We start from the raw sequence: 22,066 nt of genomic DNA, 5'->3' as shown, positions 1-22,066 counted from the left end.
TGTCCTTATGCCTGTACGGTGTTCATCAGAACGGCGATCTCGTCTTTCACTGACTGGACCTGCGGACCAATAACGACCTGAAGGTTATGCTGATTGAGTTGTACTACGCCAATGGCGCGATTGTCCTTCAGCGCTTGTACGTTAACAAGCGACATATCTTTCACTGACAAGCGCAGACGGGTAATGCAGTTATCCAGGCTGACAATGTTTTCCGCACCGCCCAGCGCCGCCAGAATGGCAGGGACGTTGTAACCGGATTTACCCGGTGCACCCGCCATGACTTTTTCGATATTGCTGGCAATTTCGACGTCACGACCCGGGGTCTTCAGATTGAAACGTGTGATGGCGAAACGGAAGATCACGTAGTACACCGCGAACCAGATCGCCGCCACAACAGGGACCAGATACCACTTGGTAGAGAGTCCGTGCAGGATGCCGAATACCACAAAGTCAATCAGGTTACCGTCCGTGTTACCGATGGTGACGCCTAACACCGCCATCACGGTGAAACCAAGACCGGTCAGCAGGGCGTGGATTACATACAAAACAGGGGCAACGAACAGGAATAAGAATTCGAGTGGTTCGGTTGTACCGCCGATCACGCAGGCAATGAGACCAGAAATTAACAACCCTTTAATTTTATGACGATTTTCAGGGCGAGCACAGTGGTACATCGCGAGCGCTGCCCCCGGCAAACCACCGAGGAACGCCGGCATTTTACCCTGCGACAGGAAGCGGGTTGCGCTTTCAGAGAAACCTTGTGTTGTCGGGCAGCTCAGTTGAGCCTGGAAAATAGTCAGTGCGCCGCTTACGCTGTGACCGCAGACTTCCTGCGTGCCGCCAGCTTCGGTGAAGCGAATGAGCGCCACCAGAATATGATGCAGACCAAAGGGCAGCAGCAGACGTTCACCGGTACCAAACAGCATTGGACCAAATTCGCCCGCGCTGTTGATGATGTGGCCGAGCCCGTTAATGCCCATGGCGAAAACCGGCCAAACCAGGGGAATAACCAGGCCGACCAGTCCCATCACCACCGAAGAGATAATTGGCACAAAGCGGGTACCGCCGAAGAAGGCCAGTGCATCCGGCAGGCGGATGTTGTGGAAACGTTCATGCAGCATCCAGACGATGATCCCGGCAATTACAGCGCCGAGGATCCCGGTGTCGATCGACTGGATCCCCAGGATATTCTGCACGTTGTTGGCCTTCAGGATCGCGGCATCTGTGGTAGGTAAGATACCTTTCGCAGTTAACCAGAAGTTGACGGCAAGGTTCATCACCGCATAACCAACAAAACCGGCAAATGCCGCTACGCCTTTGTTCTCGCGAGCCAGGCCGAGAGGTATGGCAATACAGAACATCACAGGTAAGAAGCTAAACGCAAATGAGCCTACTTTGCTCATCCAGGTAAAAATAGCCTGCAGTACCGGATTACCCAATGCCGGGATCAGCGTTAAGACATCATGACTACTTAACGAGCTGCCGATCCCTAACATGATCCCGCAGAATGAGAGCAGAGCCACGGGCAGCATAAAGGTTTTGCCCAACTGCTGGAAAAATTCCCATAACGTAATTTTTGGTGTGGTTCTCGTCGTCATCAAACGACTCCTCGTAAAAGCTAGCTGACTAATGATGGCGAGAAGATAAAACGTTTTACCTAATTTTAGTGCGGTACAAATCACATTATCGAACGATAATAGAGCGTATAAATATAAGTGATTGATAAAACGTTTTATCCGTCACGTTATCAGGGAGTTTTCCGTTTTTATGGCTATAGCCAAAAAAATAACTATCCATGATGTTGCGCTGGCCGCGGGCGTTTCGGTTAGTACCGTCTCATTGGTGCTTAGTGGAAAAGGCCGTATTTCATCCGCGACCGGCGAACGGGTGAATGCCGCTATTGAGCAACTGGGGTTTGTGCGTAATCGCCAGGCATCAGCGCTGCGTGGTGGGCAGAGCGGGGTAATTGGTTTGATCGTGCGCGACCTTTCCACCCCGTTTTACGCCGAGTTGACGGCGGGTCTGACGGAAGCATTAGAAGCACAGGGGCGCATGGTATTTTTATTACATGGCGGCAAAGATGGCGAACAGCTGGCGCAGCGTTTCGCTATGCTGCTTAATCAAGGGGTTGATGGTGTGGTGATCGCCGGAGCTGCCGGCAGTAGCGACGACCTGCAACAACTGGCCGCCGATAAGGGGATTCCGGTAGTGTTTGCGTCTCGGGCCAGCTACCTGGATGACGTTGACACCGTCAGGCCTGACAACATGCAGGCAGCGCAATTGCTGGTTGAACATCTGATACGCCATGGGCATCAGCGCATCGCATGGTTGGGGGGGCAGAGTTCTTCATTGACTCGCGCAGAGCGTGTCGGCGGCTATTGTACGACGTTGCTAAAGTATGGTTTACCGTTTCATAGCGACTGGGTGCTGGAGTGCTCATCCAGCCAAAAGCAGGCCGCAGAAGAGGTGACTGCGCTGTTACGTCGTAACCCAACGATCAGCGCAGTGGTATGCTACAACGAAACGATAGCCGTTGGCGCCTGGTTTGGCCTGATGAGAGCAGGGCGTCAGAGTGGTGAAATTGGCGTAGATCGCTACTTCGAACAGCAGATCTCGTTAGCCGGATTTGCCGATGTAGCGGAAAATGCACTGGACGATATCCCCATTATTTGGGCCTGCACGCCCGCGCGTGAAATGGGATATACCCTTGCTGAGCGCATGCTACAGCGCATTGGGCACGATGATGGTCATTCGCGTAACCTGACGCTTTCCGCCCGGCTGGTGGTGGCAAAATAAAACAGGCCCGATAAGCACACGGTTATCGGGCCTGTTGTCACGCGTATTTACTGTTGCGGGATAGCCGGGGCATCCGGTTCGCCGAGAGAAGGCATACCGAACATGCCAACAAACTCATCCAGCGACATTTTTTGTCCGTTTAACGTAACCTGGCCGTTTGCGTATTGCAGGCTGGAACCGATGACGTTGTCCTGCATCGTTGTAATACGGAACATCTGACCCATTGCCGCCAGGCCATTCACCTGTTGTTTCGCCAGATCGGCCGCTTGTTCCTGCTGATACCCTTCAATTTTGGCAATCTGCGTCATGAACTCAGTCGCCATATCAACCGGAATCGTCAGCTTAGCATCCAGTGATTTGACCGAACGATCCACTTCCTGAGCCAGCGTTTGTGGTTCCTCAGTATTTGCTGTCGGATCTTTTAGCAGCAGTGACAAATTAAATGCGGTTTCACCTTTTGCATTTTTCCAGCTCAGCGGGGCAATGGTGATAACCGGCTCGCCTTTCATCAGAATCGGCAGTGCATTGAAGAAGGCTTCAGTGACTTTTTGCTGATAAAGCTCAGGATTTTGTACCACATCAATCTGCGCCATCAGCGCCTTGGTTTGGGCGCTATACTGCTGACTGAACTGGTGTAGTGCTTCACCGTCAATCTGGCCAACTTTCAGCGTCAGTTTACCGCTACCCATGTCCTGCCCCTGTAATTTCAGGCTGTTCAGCGTGTAATCCAGCTGGCTGTTGACAGTTTTACCCTCGTTGATCAGATCGGATTTACCATCAATACCCATGCCTTCCAGAACCGCTAACTCTTTACCTTCGACGGAAATCGACAGTTTATCGAGTGACAATTTCTGGTCGCCGATGCGCTCACCAAAGCTGGCAATACTGCTGGAACCCTCAGTTTTCAGGTTATTGAAAGTCATCTGTACTTTCTGGTCATACTCGTTGACCGCATTGACCACGCCGCTTTGCGCATTGCCTGTCAGCGAGACAGCGTTACCTTCTTTGTCTGCTGTAAACTGGAATTCCCCGCCGCTGAAGGCTACTTTTTCGTCGCCTTTCTCATAGTTCAGTGGTTTAAGGGAGAGATCGGAACGGGTATCGCCGCTGTAGCCGATACGGGAGTTAATGACAAATGGCGACTCACCTTTGGCAATATCAAACAGCGGTTTGGTAACGTCGTTATTGACCAGCGTCGTTCTCACGGAGGCCATAGCCGGGACCAGATTCAGTGATTTCAGTTGTGCCAGCGGGAATGGACCGTGATCGACGGTTTCATTCAGGACGATACTTTGCCCCGATTTTAGCCAGGAATCTGCCTGCCCGGCGATGGGTTTCACCACCAATTGCAGTTGGCTATTGAACACCCCGCGCTGGTAGTTTTGATAACTCAGTTCAATGCCCGCCTCAGGGGAGAAACGTTTTAACTGATCGTTTGCCTGTGTCACCATCTCGGTGAGATGCGTTTCAAGTTTCTTACCTGTATACCAGGCACCGCCCGTCCAGACGATACCCAGCGCAACCACCACACCCGCAGCTACCAGCGATTTTTTCATTTCGATATCCATAAAATAAAACCAGGCGTTTGAAGACGCCTGGAGGAGTGACATGTCTTTAACTCACTACAGCTTAGCAAGAGTTGTTAAAAATATCAGTATCTTGCTATAGCTTGTTATAAACCCGTGCTAAACGACCTGCGCCACTGATGTAAACCGGCGATTCATTCGCGCCAATAAAGGCCGATTCACCCGGTAGCAGCACCAGGCGTTGCTCACCTTTGCTCAATACAGCTTCACCCTCTATGCAGAACAAAATGGCTGCACTTTGCTGGCTGATATCTGCGCCATTGGTAGTAAGGTCATGCAGGGAGAACGCAAAATCGTCAACCGGGATCGGGAAGTCCAGTTCACCATCAGATTCAACCGGCGTGGTCAGTAACTGGTTTGCTGGCTTGGCGACAAACTTCACGTTGGCGACCAGTTCCGGAATATCAATATATTTTGGCGTCAGTCCGGCGCGCAGCACGTTGTCCGAGTTAGCCATCACCTCAAGTGCCACTCCTTGCAGGTAAGCGTGCGGGGTTTCGGCAAATAAGAACATAGCCTCGCCTGGATTGAGTTTCACCACATTGAGCAGCAGCGGGGAGAAGAGCCCACTGTCGTTCGGGTAGACGTCAGCGATCAGACGGATGGTTTGCCATGGTTCACCCTGCTGGCTGTTCAGCGCCGATTTCAGGATCGCCAACGCATGGGATTTCTCCTCATCCTGCATATTCAGCAAGCTGGCGAAAAGATAGCTCAGACGTTCCGCACTCGGCTCTTCCAGGAAATGCGCAATAGCCGGATGTGCGGCGGAAACGGGTTGTAACAATGCAACAATTTCAGAGAACTCGCGGAATGCGTTCATCGCCAGGAAAGGCGTCAAAGCAAATACCAGTTCTGGTTTGTGATTAGGATCTTTGTAGTTGCGCTCGGCCGCATCCATCGGGATCCCTGCGGCGTTTTCTTTGGCAAATCCAATTTCAGAGTTGTGCTTGTTAGGATGAACCTGAATCGAAAGCGGTTGAGCAGCGCAGAGCACTTTAAACAGGAAGGGCAGTTCACCAAAACGTTGGGCAACGGCATCGCCCAGCAGTGCGGATTTATCGTGCTCGATAACGTCGCGCAGAGCAACCGTCTGACCGTCAGCGCCGAGAACCTGCGAACTGCTTTTCGGATGCGCCCCCATCCACAGCTCAGCCATCGGTTGCTGAGTGGGGTTGGCAATGCCATAGAGTTCCGTTAACGCCGTTTTACTTCCCCAGGCGTAGTTCTGCACTGAGTTGATGAGTTTTTGCATTATCAAGCCCTGTTTCAATGTTGAATTTTCTACGGCTATTAAACCAAGAAACCCTGAGCGAAGTAACCTGCACATGTAAAAAGTCGTACTTGTCTCAGTTTTTGTTAAAAAAATGTGTAGGATATGGTGACTCGCTTTTAATACCCTGAGTAATTCCGGTTGCAGAAAGCTCTTCCTTCTACAACCGGATCTGCGGCAGGGAAGCAGGGCAATGGAACATCTGCCCAGAGAATAACCAGACCGAGCAGTAAGTGAGAGCACAATGTCAAACAAACCCTTTCATTATCAGCATCCTTTCCCCCTCAAAAAGGATGATACCGAATACTATCTGCTGACCAGCGACTATGTCTCTGTTGCCGAATTTGAAGGGCAGGAGATTGTTAAAGTTGCACCGCAAGCCTTAACCCTGTTGGCTCGTCAGGCCTTTCATGATGCGTCGTTTATGCTGCGTCCCGCACATCAACAGCAGGTAGCCGATATTCTGCGCGACCCGGAAGCCAGCGAAAACGACAAGTATGTGGCTCTGCAATTTCTGCGTAACTCTGACATCGCGGCAAAAGGCGTTTTGCCGACCTGTCAGGACACCGGAACTGCGATTATCGTAGGTAAAAAAGGTCAGCGCGTCTGGACCGGTGGGGGCGATGAGGAGGCGCTGGCACGAGGCGTCTATAACACCTACATCGAAGACAACCTGCGCTATTCACAAAACGCAGCGCTGGATATGTATAAAGAGGTGAACACCGGTACCAACCTGCCAGCACAAATCGATTTGTATACCGTCGACGGCGATGAATACAAATTCCTGTGTATTGCCAAAGGTGGTGGTTCGGCGAACAAAACCTATCTGTACCAGGAAACCAAAGCGCTGCTAACGCCGGGCAAATTAAAAAATTACCTGGTTGAGAAAATGCGTACGTTGGGCACTGCGGCTTGTCCGCCGTATCACATCGCGTTCGTAATCGGTGGAACATCGGCAGAAGCCACGCTGAAAACGGTCAAACTGGCTTCTGCAAAATACTACGACGAACTGCCGACAGAAGGTAACGAACATGGTCAGGCATTCCGCGATGTAGAGCTGGAAAAAGAGCTGCTGATTGAGGCGCAGAATTTGGGACTGGGCGCGCAGTTTGGCGGGAAGTATTTCGCGCATGATATCCGCGTGATCCGCCTGCCGCGTCACGGCGCGTCATGTCCGGTTGGTATGGGTGTTTCTTGCTCAGCCGATCGAAATATCAAAGCCAAGATCAACCGTGAAGGTATCTGGATCGAAAAACTGGAACATAATCCTGGCAAATTTATACCGGAAGAGCTGCGCCAGGCGGGAGAGGGCGAAGCGGTACGCGTTGACCTCAATCGTCCGATGAAAGAGATCCTGGCTCAGCTTTCCCAGTATCCGGTTTCCACGCGACTGTCGCTCAACGGTACAATTATCGTTGGCCGTGATATTGCGCATGCGAAACTGAAAGAACGTCTGGATAACGGCGAAAGTTTGCCGCAGTATGTTAAAGATCACCCGATCTATTACGCAGGTCCGGCAAAAACGCCGGAAGGCTATGCTTCGGGTTCGCTGGGGCCAACCACGGCCGGGCGTATGGACTCGTATGTTGACCAGCTTCAGGCTGCTGGTGGAAGCATGATCATGCTGGCGAAAGGCAACCGCAGCCAGCAGGTGACCGATGCCTGCCATAAGCATGGCGGCTTCTATTTAGGCAGTATTGGCGGCCCCGCCGCGGTGCTGGCCCAGGGCAGTATCAAGAGTCTGGAGTGCGTGGAATACCCGGAACTCGGGATGGAAGCCATCTGGAAAATTGAAGTGGAAGATTTCCCGGCGTTTATCCTGGTGGATGACAAAGGCAACGATTTCTTCAAGCAAATTCAGACGTCGCAGTGCGCACGCTGCGTTAAGTAACGTCAGCCGCCCTTCGGGGCGGTTTTTTTTACCGCACGAACCACCAAACGACAGATTTAACCTCGTTAATACTCATAAGACCAATGCAAATGGGCAATGTCGAAACATAACCTAATCAACTGTTAATGTAAGGAGCAGGTAATGGTAACGGTACGCCGCGAGAATGATTCAATGGGGGCGATTGATGTTCCTGCCGATAAGCTTTGGGGCGCGCAAACCCAACGTTCACTGGAGCATTTTCGTATCTCAACGGAGAAAATGCCGGTCTCGTTGATCCATGCGCTGGCGCTGACGAAACGCGCTGCGGCAAAGGTTAACCAGGATCTGGGGCTGCTGGCGGAGGATAAAGCCAGGGCTATTATGCAGGCTGCAGATGAAGTGTTGGCAGATAAACACCGCGATGAGTTTCCGCTGGCCATCTGGCAAACTGGGTCCGGCACGCAAAGCAATATGAACATGAACGAGGTGCTGGCAAACCGGGCCAGCGAGTTGCTGGGCGGTGAGCGGGGAATGGAGCGGAAAGTACACCCCAACGATGATGTCAATAAAAGCCAAAGCTCGAACGATGTCTTCCCGACGGCAATGCACGTTGCCGCACTGCTGGCGCTGCGTAAATCTTTGATCCCACAATTAAATGTGTTGACCAAAACGCTCAGTGATAAGTCCCACGCTTTCGCCGATATCGTTAAAATTGGTCGTACACATCTGCAAGATGCAACTCCACTTACGCTTGGCCAGGAGATTTCCGGCTGGGTAGCAATGCTTGAACATAACCTCAGACACATTGAAAACAGTTTACCGCATGTGGCAGAACTGGCGTTGGGGGGAACCGCGGTAGGTACAGGACTGAACACTCATCCCGAATACGCCCGCCGGGTCGCGGATGAACTGCGGGTCATTACCTGCGCGCCGTTCGTTACCGCTCCGAATAAATTTGAAGCGCTGGCCACCTGCGATGCGCTGGTTCATGCCCACGGAGCGCTAAAAGGGCTGGCAGCATCGCTGATGAAAATCGCCAACGATGTACGCTGGCTGGCATCTGGCCCGCGCTGTGGTATTGGCGAAATTTCAATTCCGGAAAACGAACCGGGCAGCTCGATCATGCCGGGTAAAGTCAATCCTACCCAGTGTGAAGCGCTGACTATGCTTTGCTGCCAGGTGATGGGCAACGATGTCGCCATCAATATGGGCGGGGCGTCAGGTAACTTTGAGCTCAACGTCTATCGACCGATGGTCATCCACAACTTCCTGCAGTCGGTACGCCTGCTGGCGGACGGTATGGAAAGCTTCAATGAACATTGTGCGACGGGAATCGAGCCCAACCGTGAACGAATAGATCAACTGCTCAATGAGTCGCTGATGCTGGTGACCGCGCTCAACACCCATATCGGTTACGATAAAGCGGCTGAAATTGCCAAAAAAGCGCATAAAGAAGGGCTGACGCTAAAAGCCTCCGCTCTGGCGCTGGGATATCTAACCGAAGCGGAGTTCGACAGCTGGGTACGTCCGGAGCTGATGGTTGGCAGCATGCGGCCAGGCAGTTAATCCGCAACGTACAGGTGCAGCCGGGGAATAATCAATCTCAACGGCTGCGCCTGAGGTTTAAAGCGATGCTGAACGTTTTCGGCATCGTAATTCAGTAACTCGCCGATATCCGGTACGGTCATACCGTTGTCGTTATTAAGCAAAGCAATCAGTGGTGTCGGGCAGGCATATTGCACCTGTTTTTGCTCTCCTTTGTACCAGACGCGGGCAATAGGCTGCACTTTTACCGGCCTTTTGATCTTCAGGCGGGCCTGCTGCGGTAAGGCGGCGATATCCTGATATTCGCGTTCAAGCTTCTGCTGCCATTCTTCACGAGTCCAGGGATGTACGCTGCGCGGTGAGGTCAGGCTTTTTTCCAGTTGCTGCAGTACTTCATCGCGTTTCAGGTTTTTAATAATGTGCTTGTTAGCCCAGCCGAACCGGAGGGTGGCAGGATCTCTGACAACGGTGAGCGTGCGATAGGCATTCAGTGTAATCAGCCCCGGCAGGTGGCGATGCACCCATTCGAAACGTGCTGCCGGCGCCAGCCCTGATTCTACTGTAACAATGCGCTCGAAGGTGGTTTTCAACTGGTTTATACGCTGGATTTGTTCTTCCAGAGCACATTGCGCCGCATTATCAACCTGGTAGCACAATACACCCGGTAGGCGGACGGCCGCTTTGCTGCTGCGGTTTTCGGACTGCTGCTGAATAAACAGGTGACGGTAATGACGCAATGCCAGCGCTTCAGCCTCTTTGCCTAAGTGCTGCTTAACATCAATGTTTTGCAGAGGGGCATGCTCTGCCTCTTTGACCACTTCCGGTAACGAGAATACGCGGGCAATAAGCAGCGTCTGCTGCAACAGGTTTTCGTTCAGAAGCGCCAGTTCTTGTTCCATCTGGCGAAAGGTGCCGTTCAGGCGGTCAACGAGATCGTAACGGGCCATAGGTTTACCATTTTAGTTACAACATACTTTTTTATAACACAACATCCATCGCCTGACCACCGAGCAGAATAGGTCAGGCAGCTGAAATTTCAGGAATGTTATGCCAGACGGGCCAACGGAAAGTAAAACGGGCACCGCCAAGTTCACTTTCACCACAGACGACCGTCCCTCCCATAGCCAACGCTATTGAGTGGACGATGGCTAACCCAAGCCCACAACCCCCGGTCGCCCGATCGCGGCTGGGATCAAGGCGTACAAACGGTTCAAAAACCTGTTCACGTGCGTCTGGTGCAATACCGGGACCGTCGTCTTCCACTACCAGCGTGGCTTGATTGCCGCTCAGCAGCAGACTGGCTTGCACTGTAGACTGGCAATAGCGTAGGGCATTGTTCAGCAAATTATCCAGGACCCGCTCCATCAGGCGCATATCCAACGCGCCGTAGTCGCCAGTTTCGAGATGACGTAATTGCACCACACGGTCAGGATTCACGCTTTGCACATCCTCCAGATGGGTGGTTAACCAAGCAGGTAGGTCCGGTACGCTGAGTTTCAGTTCATTTTGCGGGCGATCCAAGCGGGCGTAGGTCAGTAACTCTTCGATCAACGCTTCCAGTTGGCCGATATCACGATTCAGAGCCTGAGATTCCTGCTCGGTGAGGTTATCACTCATTTCCAGCCGGTAACGTAAACGTACCAGCGGGGTACGAAGCTCATGGGCAATACCATCGATGAGCTGTTTTTTACTGGCGATCAGCGCATTGATATTGTCGGCCATTTGATTAAACGCTACGCCCAGGCGCTCAAAGCTGGAACCACTGTCAAAATGAAGGCGTTCACTCAGATGTCCTTCACCAAAACGTTGTGCGGCGGATTCGAGTCTGAGCATTTCCTGCCAGTGCGGGCGCATCCAGATCAGTACCGGGAAGGCCAGTGAGATAGCAATAAACGCCATCAGCGCGATGTCCAGCAAGCGCATTTGATGAAGAAAATAGAGATAAGGAACCGGGCCGACGGCTAGCACGTAATGGCTGCGAGGAATGCGTTGAATAAAGGTGTATTGATCGTCAAGTGCCACAATATCGCCTTCGCGCAAACGCTGCATGGTTGGGGCATCCAGTGTGTACTTATTCAGCGGTTCAACGCGAAGGTCAAATGAGAGGTTTAAATCCATCTCCTTCAGCGTCTTACCCCAGTCGCGTGGCGGGATTTCGCGTAGTTCACTGCGCATCAGGTACAACGAGCTTTTCATCAAATCGTCGAGCGACTGTCTGCCTGCGCGTTCTGCGGTGAATTTGTATACCAGACCGACCAACAGGGTCATCACCAAAAAGCAGACAAACAGCAGGAGGTAAAACTGCACAAACAGTTTCTTCATAAAAAATCACCGAATGCTCAATAAGTTAGCGAGTGCACGTGTCCCTCAGGGGAAAAGTGGGCACAGCAGTATCCGCCGATGCGTGGGTTCAGAAAGGTTCTCCGATCACCATCCGGCGTGCTTGTCCACGCAGAGTACACTGTATATCTCTTTTCTGCATTCTTATGGCCCCTACGGGCGCAGAATGACCTTTCGCTGGATCACGCATTGCTTTCTATGCTGTAAGTTAATCAAAATCGGGATGGGGTTGTTCTGGCGTACGTCACGACCGCACCTAAAAGGTTACTTCGTTTCTCAACGTAGATGGTGTTGTTATATTCGTAGTTACCTTCGGGATAGCAAATTCTGATATTAGTCCCAAGGTCTGGATCGTCAACATCAGCCCCCGAACAGCTTTTCGAACTTCCTGTAGCATAGACGTATGTGGTGGTATAGGACGAGGGGACACCCGGAATGAACCAGGTTATCGCCATAACCATGATCACTGAAAACAGCACCATGGCAATGCTGATACCACCAAATAATTTTAGATAAGTTTGGAAGGGACTTTTTTTCATTATCCCATTTCCTACCAGAAATAAGGTAATTAACAATGACACTGCCAGAGAAATAAGCATGAGGTATTTGGATGTGAGCGGGTAGAGAAATGTCGCTCTGTATATCGTTACCCTCCACCAATAAAAGAGAAAAATTGCGCCGAGAGATGAGACGGTAACAAAAAACAAATATGGATATGAGTATTTTCTCATCCTTGCGACTCCAGAACAATTTCTCCATTTGGGTTTAATAAATTACCATTTGTTTTGAATAATGAAAACGGCTCTCTTGTTTGAATTGTTAGGTACGCCGCAGACCAGAGAATTTGCGCTATCTTTGGGGATATAGGCATAATAATAAAAGGGATATTCTCACCCGTGGCAGGGATGACTGACCTTGCGTATAATGCGTGTCGATACTTCCTGAAAAGTGCTGTGACTGAAAATATGAATCTCAATCGCTGTTGTTATTCGCTACTCATTTTCGCAGCGGTCGGCTGCATTTTCACCGCTTATCCTCTTGTTATATGGTTTCTACTCGCCAACGTTTTGACGCTGCTGTTATACGGCGTGGACAAAATGGCGGCACGTAAGGACTGGCGCAGAGTGCCGGAATCCACATTGCTGGTGTTTGGCGTTGTGGGCGGGTGGGGCGGCGCGATAGCGGGTCAACAAATCTTTCGCCATAAAACACAAAAGCAGCCTTTCAAAACCTACTTCATTATCAGTGTGATAGTGAGTATTTCTGTGATAGGCGTGATTTATAAGTTCTATCCATTTTTACCTTCCTGAGCATGGTTGGTGAATAAACTGCCGGTTTATTTGAGGCAGGAAATATATTTTTCACCTGAACGGCGCACAATTTCATCGGCATTTTGCGTAATATTTTTTCCTTCAAATGCGCCGTAAAGTTGCTTAAATTTCACTGTTCTCAGGCGTTGGATGATGTCGCTGACGGTTGCGGCTGGCAACGGTAGCATATTGGGGTAGCTCCACATAAATGAGACTGCATGGGCACCTGGTGTAACTTGAACGATGTCGCCAGAAAGCACGACGCCTTCGTCACGCGCCCAGTGCAGGACGCAGCCGCCAGCAAAGTGTCCGCCGAGACGTATCACCTTGACGTCACGGGTTAACTCAATGGTGTCGCCATCCCAGAATCTAATCCACGGGCTGTCGCGCATTACCCACCTTCTGTCGCTGGCATGAAGGTAAATCGGCGCGTTAAATTCCGCAGCCCAGTCCTGCATGGTGGTGTAGTAATGAGGATGCGAAATCGCGATAGCCTTAAGGCCGCCAAGGGACGTTATTAGCGTTTTTGTGGCATCGTCGAGCGTGGCAATGCAGTCCCACAGAATATTTCCTTCTGGGGTGCGCACAAGAAACGCGCGCTGATCAATTGCAAAATCAGGAACGGTGCGGATGCTGAGGAGAGTACTGTCGTGTTGCTTCCACTTATTTGTATGCGATGCACACAGGGTGTCAAAATCGATCCATTTCTGCCCGCTTGTGGGGACATATTGACGTTCATCCAGGCAGATATCGCAATGTTCCGGATGGGCGCCAGCTACCTCATAGGATGTTCCACAGGTTTTGCATAACGAGATCATCGTGTCCTCCTCATATACCGAACACAGTCAGCATGGCACACAGATACACAAGGATGTGCCTGTTAGTGCTCTACCCGATAAGTCAGTGATGATGGAAGTGGGGGTTGTGGCTCAACCAAAAGAAAACAGGAATAATGCCGACACGGATCCTTTGGTTACCATCTTCCAGAGAAAAATGAGGATATTGTTTGGAAAATCGTCTGTTCAACACCTGGCTCAACCGTTGGGGGCTCACTCCAGATGGTGAACCGTTTGAAACGCACACATCGCAGCTTTTGCCTGTGGTGGTGGTCAAGGACGGGCAGAAAGCCATACTAAAGATTACCGACGATGACAGTGAACGGATCGGCTGTGAACTCATGGTCTGGTGGAACGGAAATGGCGCAGCGAAAGTACTTGCTCATGCAGCAGGGGCGATTCTGCTGGAACGTGCGACAGGGACAGAGTCTTTAGCGGACATGTCCTGGACTGGCAACGATGCGCAGGCCTGTCGCATTATTTGCCATGCTGCCAGTAGACTCCATCTCTCCCGAAATGCGTCTACGCCTGCGTTAACACCTCTGCACCATTGGTTTCGCGATCTGGCTCCTGCCGCGAAAAAGCATGGCGGTATCCTGACGCGTTGTGCTGCGGTGGCAAACGTACTGCTATCTTCACCCCATGATGAAGTCGTATTACATGGCGATCTACACCACGGCAATATTCTTGATTTCGGAACGAGGGGATGGCTGGCTATCGATCCCAAAGGGCTGGTGGGCGAGCGTGGCTTTGATTACGCCAATATCTTTACTAACCCCGATCTTGCCGAACCTACCAGACCTGTCGCCATTGAGCCGGAAAGATTCACGCAACGAGTCAACATTGTGTCTGAAATCGCCAGAATTGAACGGCAGCGTTTACTGATGTGGATTGTTGCCTGGTGTGGGTTGTCGTCCGTCTGGTTTCTGCAAGAGGGTGACAGCGCAACGGTACCTCTGCGTATTGCGGAGCTAGCGATGGCGGAACTTGCTTCAGGTGGTAATCAACTTTGATCTACGACACTGGGTTAGTAATTCTTAAGAGTTATCATTAGCCTGATAAACGTTATATTAATTAATCAGTGAACGGTGGTGTGGTGTGTTGTTTAGCTCAAATGTAATCGGCGGGAAACAATGAACGCATTGTTTTCATTATTTAAAAAACGCCCGAATATTGTTTTGTTGATGGTCTTACTCATCGGGGCAAACATTGTGGCGTGGCTATGGGCTTTCACCGCGTTTGGCAACAACACGTCATTACTGGCACTGAGTCTGATTGCGTGGTGCTATGGTTTGCGCCATGCCGTAGATGCCGATCATATCGCCGCGATAGACAGCGCGACGCGTAAACTCATGCAGCAGAAAAAACGTGCCTTGACGACGGGAGCCTGGTTTTCTTTGGGGCACTCCACCATTGTGGTACTGGCAAGCATTGGCATTGCACTGACCACCAGCGTGTTTAAGCAACATATGGCATGGTTTCAGAATGTCGGCGGTCTGATAGGAACTACGGTTTCTGCCGTATTTTTGCTGATTCTGGCTACCATTAATCTCATTATTTTCTGCCAGGTCTGGAAGGCATTCCGCCATCTTAAACGCACCGGTACTTACGATGGCTCCACGGAAGATATTACGGTTTCAGGCCCTCTGAACTGGCTTTTCCGCTCAGCGTTTCGGCTGGTAGGTAAAGACTGGCATATGTATTTTGTCGGTTTTCTGTTTGGTCTGGGTTTTGATACCGCCACTGAAATTTCTTTGCTGGGAATTTCTGCTTCAAGCGCGTCCAGTGGCATGTCGATTTGGTCAATTCTCGTGTTCCCGGCGCTGTTTACCTGCGGTATGGCGTTAATTGATTGCCTCGACAGTATTCTGATGGTTGAGGCCTACGGCTGGGCGTTCAATAAGCCGCAACGCAAGCTCTATTACAATATGACCATTACCGGGACTTCCGTGATTGTTGCGCTATTTATTGGCGGGCTGGAGGCGCTGGGACTTCTCTCTGACGCGTTTTCGCTCCAGGGTGGTTTGTGGGATACCGTAAGCAATTTGAGTGACCATATGGGGAATGTCGGTTTTGCGATTATTGGCGTCTTTATCAGCTGCTGGATTATCTCCGCCGTAAACTACCGTTGGAAAAAATACGACGGACTGACGTTTGGTTGACACAAAAGCAAGCCTTCCAGGAACAGGAAGGCTTTGATCTTTTTAGAACTGACTAATTCGCGTTCACGGGTTGTGGTTTTTCAGTACTCTTTTTCAGGATCCGGTTAGCCAGCACGCCAGACATCATCGAACCGTTCACGTTTAATGCCGTTCTGGCCATATCGACGACAGGCTCGATAGCAATGAAAATCCCCACCAGCGCGACCGGGAAGTTCAGCGTTGAAAGGACGATCAGCGCAGCAAATGTTCCGCCACCGCCTACACCCGCCACCCCAATAGAACCCAGCGCAATCGCAGGTAGCATGGCGAGCAAAAAATGTACTGATAGCGAATCAATCCCAATTGTTGGAGCAATCATCGCCACCATAATAGCCGGATAGATCCCGGCGCAGCCGTTTTGCCCCATGCTGGAGCCGAATGAAGCCGCAATATTAGCAATGGTGTTTTGCACGCCAAATTTTTCCTGTGCGGAAATAGCCAGTGGAATAGATGCTGCACTGCTGCGTGAAACAAATGCAAAAGTTAATACTGGCCAGACAGTTTTAAAATAGTGAACGGGATTATTTCCGCTCAGAACCAGTATCAGTGCGTGGACGATAAACATCATCAGAATCGCAAGGTAACAGGCAGCAATAAAGCCTAACAAACTGGCAAATTGTTCAAATCGATATGCGGAAAATACGCCTGCCATTAATGCCATCACACCATAAGGAGTGAGGGCAATAACGATGCGCACCATTTTCATCACCCAAATCTGGATAGCGTTAATACCAGCACTTAATTTTTCACCTTCTTGCGGGGCGTCTTGTTTGACCTTTAATAATGCCACGCCGGCAAGCAGGGTGAAGATAACAATGCCAATGACGGAAACGCTTCTGGCTCCTGTTAGGTCGAGGAAGATATTCGTGGGGATCAGAGATGTAACCAGTTTAGGTAGTGAAATGGCGGCAGTTTTACTCACATCGTCTGCAGTCAGTGTGGACTGCATATGAACAAACGCACTGGCGTCCAGACCTAATACATGCGCAGTCAACAGCCCAATAAAACCGGCAATCATTACCAGACAGAGCATGCATCCGACAATGGTTAACGACATTTTCCCAATGCCAGCGCTGTTTTCGAGCTTATTAATGGCTGAGAGAATAGAGATGAAAATCAGCGGAACCGCAACCAGTTTCAGTAAATTAACATAACCGTTGCCGATAACATTATACCAGTCGATAACTGTTTTACTTTCGTCAGCAGCAATGAGATGCAGGGATAAGCCGATAACGGCACCCATAAAAATAGCGATGAAGACGCTTTTTGAAAGAGAGTGACTTTTTTGGTTGATTCTAAAAATTGCCCATGAACAAACCAAAAAGAACGCGATATACGCAAGCGTTACGAACATATTGTAGCCTCTTGCCTCATTCAGCACCTGAAATGCCGGAAAGAGTTTTGTTAGTGCGAAAAAAACCTATGAACCATAAGGGTTCAGGACCGCGACGGATTATAGGGAGGGGGGTGGGCTACAGCCACACAAAAAGTGTGGAACGGCTTCGGATGGCGTTTATATGCCTGTTCTGTAGACGATTGCACGTGACAGTGTAACGTATTGCGAATAATCCAGCCGACCAATGAGATCGGCCCGGTGGCATTACTTCTGCGGCTCGTCGTCCCAGGCGTGCGGTGCGAACAGATAACCTTTGTTGCGTACCGTTTTGATTCGATAGGGTTCAGTCGCGTTATCGAGAAGTTTTTTGCGTAAGCGGGAAATCGCGACATCGACGCTGCGATCCATACCGTCATAACTTACGCCACGCAGGTTCTTTAGCAACGCATCACGGTCCATAATCTGCCCGGCATGGGTTGCCAACTCCCACAGTAATTCAAAATCAGCGGTGGAAAGAGAGATTTGCTCGCCGCCGAGCAGCACGGAGCGGTTGGTGGGATCGATAGTGAGTGTGCCAAAGCGCAGCGTTGTGTGCGGTGTGATGGTTGCCGCCTGAATGCCTTTAGACTGTGCTGAGTGTTCATTCTGGCGCAGGTGCAGGCGCAGGCGAGCCAGCAGCACAGCTGGCGGCGTTGTCTTCAGGATGTAGTCACAGGCGCCCATTTCCAGCGCAAGGATATGGTTCATGTCGCTGTCCAGCGAGGTGAGCAGGACAATCGGGCCTTGCCAGCGCCCGCGTAAATCGCGGCAGATAGTCATCCCGTCTTTTCCCGGCAGCATGATATCTAATAACACCAGATCGGGTTGAACGTGCAGGATTTTCTCCTCGGCCAAATCACCACGAGGTTCAAGGATAACCTCAATATCATGCCGGGCCAGATAGGCTGCAATCAGTGAGCCAACTTCGGGATCATCTTCAACAAATACGATGGTGTTCATATCATTCATTTTGAATATAAAACGCCAACATACACCGCCCCGGTTTTTCCTTCCATTAATCTTTTCTAAACAAGAACGCTTCCGTTATGCTAGAGGCTGATGTTATTGATGTGTTAAGGCAGAGTGATGGGACTCGTTATAAAAGCGGCGCTTGGTGCGCTGGTGGTGGTGTTGATTGGTTTGCTGGCGAAAACAAAGAATTACTATATTGCTGGATTAATTCCACTGTTCCCGACGTTTGCGTTGATTGCCCACTACATCGTGGCCAGTGAGCGTGGGATCGAGGCGTTACGTACAACCATTGTATTCAGTATGTGGTCGATTATTCCCTATTTTGTCTACCTTGTTTCACTGTGGTATTTCACCGGGTTTATGCGCTTACCCGTCGCGCTCGGCGGTGCAGTAGTGTGCTGGAGCCTGAGCGCGTGGTTGCTGATCTTTTGTTGGATCAAACTGCACTAACGCAGATGACGCCCGCCATCAAGGGCAAAACTACGTCCGGTGACAAAACAACTGGTTAGTAGGTAGTCAATTAAATCTATGACCTCTTTTTCACCAGGCGCAGTTTTCATCAGTGATTTGTTCAGTGCCTGCTGGCGATACTCTGCATCGTCACCCTCGTTAAACAGGATAAGTGAGGGGGCAATCGCGTTCACTTTCACTTCCGGTGCCAGTTTGCGCGAGAACGAGCGGGTCATATTGTCCAGTGCCGCTTTGCTGGCAGCATAAGCAATGTGCTTGTCGCTGCCGCGCTCCACAACATAATCCGTAAAATGGATGATGTCGCTGGCTGCGTGCCCATGACCGCGTAGCAATCCTTCCAGCGCGTGGTTGAGCAGGTAGGGCGTATTGACATGAATCTGCATCATTGCTGACAGCACGTCAGTCAGCGGCGTACCGGGCTTTTCTGCAAGCCAGGCGCTGGCATTATGCACAATGGCGCGCAAGCCATCGGTTTGTGCTTTGACCTCATCAGCAAAGGCCAGCACGCCTTCATCCGTGGAAAAGTCAGCAGGGATACAAATCGCGCCAGCTTCTCGCAGGCCGTCAATGGCAGGATAGTGTGTACGGTAGCTGACGATAACTGGCTGTTTTTGGTTCAGAAAGTGCCATGCGACGGCGAGGCCGATACGACGACCACCTCCGGTGATAAGAATTGGCAAAGGAGGTTTTTTACCCATTGTTATACTCAGGCTCCATTAAAAACAGCATCTTACAAGATAAAGGGTGTAAGTGGTGTATGAAACATTGATGAGTGGTGCAAACTCATTTGTACACAGTAGCACACAGGAAAAAAGTTGTTGGGGGTTTGTTACAGCATCCTGATTTAGCGGCGAGCGCAGAGCTTGTTAAATCCCGCTTTATAGTCGGGGTTTAGTCGCAGGAGTAATAGAGAGAGAGGGATTAACAATGATTAGTCAATAAAAAAGGGAACCAGAAAACAGGCTCCCCATTTTAACTAGGTCTTCCTAAGCTCTCTCAGCTTATCCATTATTTTATTAAATTCTTCTGTAAACTTTCTGTGATCTCTTTCTTCTGCTTCTTGCAGAATACGCTCTGCTTCAATCCTTCTTGCTTCAATCAATCTCTGTTCTCGTTCTTTGATCTGAATCTTCAATCTCTGTTCAAATTCTGTTATGTCGATGGAAGCAACAATCACCGGATTCTCTAATAGTTGGTAGAGTGGGGAAAATAAATCTGAATACTGATCTACAGCGTCTTCTGGCGGGGGTGAACGATAGAAGGTTAAACCTTTTCTCCATCGTGATAGTTGTGCATAGTTCAGCTTAGGTTTCTTGCCTGTACCTTCATACGCCTCTTTCACAGCATCTAACACAGCGGCAGGTTTTACGTCCTTGCTTATCTTTAACGCTTCTTTCATTCGGCGTTCTTGTGGCTGTGTGCTGTCTCCGAGTAAGATCAGATTTACGTTCTTCATTGTCTACCCTTAAATGATTAAGGAAGCATGATAATACACACAGCCTATTGTGTTCAATCTGATGGCTTCCAATTAGGAAAGATAGCTATCATCATATCTATTGCTTTCTGTTTTGCCTGTGTTGCTGCTTTCTCTGCAAAGGCTTTTAGTTCAGCTTGTGATTCTTCTTCGATACGTTCGACGATACCCGCAAAAATGGCTTTCTGATTGTCTTCTGAAGCGATAGACGCAATAACCTGATTCTGTTCTTGTGATGCTCTTAGTTGCTCTGTAAGACGAGCAACTTCTTCCTTTAGCTTTTCCTCTGTGCTCTTACTAGTGTGTTGCTGTGATCGTACGGGAAATTCTCTGAGGTCATCGGTAAAAAACTTGTTTAACCATCGTTCTTGTAAGCGGCAACCAGCTGCAGCATTTAACCATTTGAGGAAAAAACGGAGGTTTACATGACCTTCTTTTACAGCATGACGTAGTTTTTCTAACTCAATACTTCGTTGAACCGAAACTCCTGTTTCATTGTTAGGCTTCTTAAATGGTTCAAGATCAATAAGTTCTAAAAAATCTGCTGCTGTTAAATCTGACATAATTATTTCCTCTAAAAAAGGCTGGATTAGTCCAGCCTTATTATTTTTAAAGGTACAAAACTGTACTCTTTCTTAGGCATTCCAATACAAGGTGACGCTATCGCCGTGTCCATCGCGGTACACAGTGGTCGTTGGTGTTACATCAGAAGATGGTGTAACAGGGGTTACGATTGATGCTGGGACAACATGAACAACTACCGCAGGGGTAACATGAATTACCACTGGAGTGGGTTGTGGTGCTGGTTGATAGTTGGTGATCGTTTTCACTTCACCTGTTTTCAGGTTAGCCGCTTTTTCTCCGTAATAAGTGGGTCCAAAGTTACCGATTGTTGCAATCCCAAGACTATTAACTGAATGCTCAAAACCGTATTGGCCATCTCGAGTGATGCCTTTGTTCCAACCAAATCCAACATCTTCGTTACCAATATAACCCGCAGTGTGAACGTGAGTATAATCGCCATCTTTCACAGCTACAGTGTGAGAGCGTTGGGTTGGAGAAACAACGTTGTAGCCAATACGCGTAAGCTCGTCATTATGAATGACGTGGGCGGAGTAGGCTGCATTAGCTACGTCATTGTAAGCATGAACGCTGCCATAGGTGTTTACACCATCATTGTAAGCATGAACATTCAGACCACCAACACCTTCATCATAGCTATGAATCGACATTGCTGTTTCGGTGCCATTGGTTACAGCTACGCTATGAGAGCGCATATCAGCAGACACAACAGTTGATGCTTCTTTTGTCACTCCATCACGATTCACTGTGGAGGTACGCATTGCACCATCCTTGCTGATTGTCGTTGTCGCGGAATATTGTTCATTAACACCGTTATAGGCAATGTTTTTAGTGACGACACCATCTTTCACACTGATGGAACGTGTCGTGTTGTCAGCGATGGGGTGATCGCTCATATTGATGGAGCCTTTAGAGAATCCTGTGAATCCACCACCTGCATTCATGCGCTCCGCAAAGTGACCACCAAACGAATGACCACTAAAAGCATGACCAATGTTACCAGCATGACCATGACCACCAAAATTGTGACCGCCCATACCGCCATGGCCACCGTGACCATGAGCAAAAGCAGATATTGGAAGAACCATTAATACTGCAACCACTGATTTCTTAAACATTTTAATACTCCATTTAGGATTAATAGGGAGGTGTCATCATTAATTCTTTATTTATCATTTTGTTTGCCCCTCAATGACTGAATGCTGCCGATTACATAATTAATCGATGCAGTAACAGCTATTAATAAACCTATTTAATTTCCGACATAATTGACGAGGAGGGGGAGCTGGTGGGACCAGCGCACGGGTTTCATTATCATCAAACATAAATATCAACACAACGCCAAGATCAATGCAACACAAGATAAAGCACAAATAGTTAATTGTATGATGATTAATTGTTCTTTTCCTTATGCGTATCTTATGCATGTATTATGCTT

General features: G+C 49.6%; 20 protein-coding genes. 7 read left to right on the top strand and 13 right to left on the bottom strand.

Annotated features, from left to right (window positions below; translation table 11 throughout):
• Positions 1–5: 5 nt before the first annotated feature.
• Positions 6–1,598: a maltose/glucose-specific PTS transporter subunit IIBC gene (malX, locus tag OGX89_RS06475; protein WP_048226592.1), complete on the bottom strand. Its 1,593-nt coding sequence runs from the start codon at positions 1,596–1,598 to the stop codon at positions 6–8.
• A gap of 169 nt (positions 1,599–1,767) precedes the next feature.
• On the opposite strand from malX, the gene OGX89_RS06470 reads away from it, so the two are divergent.
• A complete protein-coding gene (locus OGX89_RS06470; RefSeq protein ID WP_126956316.1) occupies positions 1,768–2,796 on the top strand; it encodes a Mal regulon transcriptional regulator MalI in 1,029 nt (342 codons plus the stop codon).
• Between the two features lie 47 nt (positions 2,797–2,843).
• Here the strand turns inward: OGX89_RS06470 and OGX89_RS06465 are convergent, their stop codons facing one another.
• Complete coding sequence (locus tag OGX89_RS06465; protein WP_126956318.1) at positions 2,844–4,352, bottom strand: YdgA family protein; 1,509 nt, start codon at positions 4,350–4,352, stop codon at positions 2,844–2,846.
• Between the two features lie 106 nt (positions 4,353–4,458).
• Entirely contained in the window at positions 4,459–5,634 is a 1,176-nt protein-coding gene (gene manA, locus OGX89_RS06460) for a mannose-6-phosphate isomerase (protein ID WP_126956320.1), read from the bottom strand.
• Positions 5,635–5,896: 262 nt separating this feature from the next.
• Here manA and fumB point away from each other — a divergent pair, with 262 nt between their 5' ends.
• Complete coding sequence (gene fumB, locus OGX89_RS06455; protein WP_063941558.1) at positions 5,897–7,543, top strand: class I fumarate hydratase; 1,647 nt, start codon at positions 5,897–5,899, stop codon at positions 7,541–7,543.
• A 141-nt stretch (positions 7,544–7,684) separates the two neighbouring features.
• Positions 7,685–9,088, top strand: a complete 1,404-nt coding sequence (gene fumC, locus OGX89_RS06450; protein WP_003832824.1) for a class II fumarate hydratase — start codon at positions 7,685–7,687, stop codon at positions 9,086–9,088.
• Here fumC and tus read toward each other — a convergent pair.
• From tus to OGX89_RS23770, 3 genes are all read right to left on the bottom strand, one after another.
• Complete coding sequence (tus, locus tag OGX89_RS06445) at positions 9,085–10,014, bottom strand: DNA replication terminus site-binding protein (RefSeq protein ID WP_003832827.1); 930 nt, start codon at positions 10,012–10,014, stop codon at positions 9,085–9,087. The genes fumC and tus overlap by 4 nt on opposite strands.
• A gap of 73 nt (positions 10,015–10,087) precedes the next feature.
• A complete protein-coding gene (rstB, locus tag OGX89_RS06440) occupies positions 10,088–11,389 on the bottom strand; it encodes a two-component system sensor histidine kinase RstB (protein ID WP_003832829.1) in 1,302 nt (433 codons plus the stop codon).
• A gap of 230 nt (positions 11,390–11,619) precedes the next feature.
• A complete protein-coding gene (locus OGX89_RS23770; protein WP_126318184.1) occupies positions 11,620–12,138 on the bottom strand; it encodes a hypothetical protein in 519 nt (172 codons plus the stop codon).
• Positions 12,139–12,372: 234 nt separating this feature from the next.
• Here OGX89_RS23770 and OGX89_RS06430 point away from each other — a divergent pair, with 234 nt between their 5' ends.
• Complete coding sequence (locus tag OGX89_RS06430; RefSeq protein ID WP_279893193.1) at positions 12,373–12,717, top strand: DUF1294 domain-containing protein; 345 nt, start codon at positions 12,373–12,375, stop codon at positions 12,715–12,717.
• Positions 12,718–12,743: 26 nt separating this feature from the next.
• On the opposite strand, the gene OGX89_RS06425 is transcribed toward OGX89_RS06430, so the two are convergent.
• Complete coding sequence (locus OGX89_RS06425) at positions 12,744–13,535, bottom strand: MBL fold metallo-hydrolase (RefSeq protein WP_063941560.1); 792 nt, start codon at positions 13,533–13,535, stop codon at positions 12,744–12,746.
• Positions 13,536–13,723: 188 nt separating this feature from the next.
• Here OGX89_RS06425 and OGX89_RS06420 point away from each other — a divergent pair, with 188 nt between their 5' ends.
• Both OGX89_RS06420 and OGX89_RS06415 read left to right on the top strand, forming a co-directional pair.
• The gene (locus tag OGX89_RS06420; RefSeq protein ID WP_003832836.1) at positions 13,724–14,566 is read left to right on the top strand and encodes an aminoglycoside phosphotransferase family protein; all 843 of its coding nucleotides are present in this window, start codon (positions 13,724–13,726) and stop codon (positions 14,564–14,566) included.
• Positions 14,567–14,686: 120 nt separating this feature from the next.
• A complete protein-coding gene (locus OGX89_RS06415; protein ID WP_126957129.1) occupies positions 14,687–15,715 on the top strand; it encodes a HoxN/HupN/NixA family nickel/cobalt transporter in 1,029 nt (342 codons plus the stop codon).
• Positions 15,716–15,767: 52 nt separating this feature from the next.
• On the opposite strand, the gene OGX89_RS06410 is transcribed toward OGX89_RS06415, so the two are convergent.
• Together OGX89_RS06410 and rstA are read right to left on the bottom strand one after the other, a co-directional pair.
• Positions 15,768–17,108 (bottom strand): L-cystine transporter, encoded by a 1,341-nt coding sequence (locus OGX89_RS06410; RefSeq protein WP_126957131.1) that lies wholly within the window; start codon positions 17,106–17,108, stop codon positions 15,768–15,770.
• Between the two features lie 246 nt (positions 17,109–17,354).
• Positions 17,355–18,098, bottom strand: coding sequence for a two-component system response regulator RstA (gene rstA / locus OGX89_RS06405; protein WP_003832842.1), 744 nt, complete (start codon positions 18,096–18,098; stop codon positions 17,355–17,357).
• 117 nt (positions 18,099–18,215) lie between these two features.
• Between rstA and OGX89_RS06400 the strand changes: the two genes are divergently transcribed.
• On the top strand, positions 18,216–18,551 hold the full coding sequence (locus tag OGX89_RS06400; RefSeq protein ID WP_003832844.1) for a GlpM family protein: 336 nt from the start codon (positions 18,216–18,218) through the stop codon (positions 18,549–18,551).
• Here the strand turns inward: OGX89_RS06400 and folM are convergent.
• The 4 genes from folM to OGX89_RS06380 all read right to left on the bottom strand — a co-directional run bounded on the left by folM (position 18,548) and on the right by OGX89_RS06380 (position 21,746).
• Positions 18,548–19,270, bottom strand: coding sequence for a dihydromonapterin reductase (gene folM / locus OGX89_RS06395; RefSeq protein WP_003832846.1), 723 nt, complete (start codon positions 19,268–19,270; stop codon positions 18,548–18,550). The genes OGX89_RS06400 and folM overlap by 4 nt on opposite strands.
• 278 nt (positions 19,271–19,548) lie before the next feature.
• Positions 19,549–20,028 (bottom strand): hypothetical protein, encoded by a 480-nt coding sequence (locus OGX89_RS06390; RefSeq protein WP_003832848.1) that lies wholly within the window; start codon positions 20,026–20,028, stop codon positions 19,549–19,551.
• 53 nt (positions 20,029–20,081) lie between these two features.
• Positions 20,082–20,609, bottom strand: a complete 528-nt coding sequence (locus OGX89_RS06385; RefSeq protein ID WP_003832852.1) for a hypothetical protein — start codon at positions 20,607–20,609, stop codon at positions 20,082–20,084.
• Between the two features lie 72 nt (positions 20,610–20,681).
• Positions 20,682–21,746, bottom strand: coding sequence for a hypothetical protein (locus OGX89_RS06380; protein WP_126957133.1), 1,065 nt, complete (start codon positions 21,744–21,746; stop codon positions 20,682–20,684).
• Between the last annotated feature and the right edge of the window lie 320 nt (positions 21,747–22,066).

This window comes from Citrobacter sp. Cpo103, from assembly GCF_030332605.1.
GTDB lineage: Bacteria > Pseudomonadota > Gammaproteobacteria > Enterobacterales > Enterobacteriaceae > Citrobacter > Citrobacter portucalensis.
Note: the sequence above shows the minus strand (reverse complement) of the source record. Positions and strands in the feature narration are given on the sequence as shown.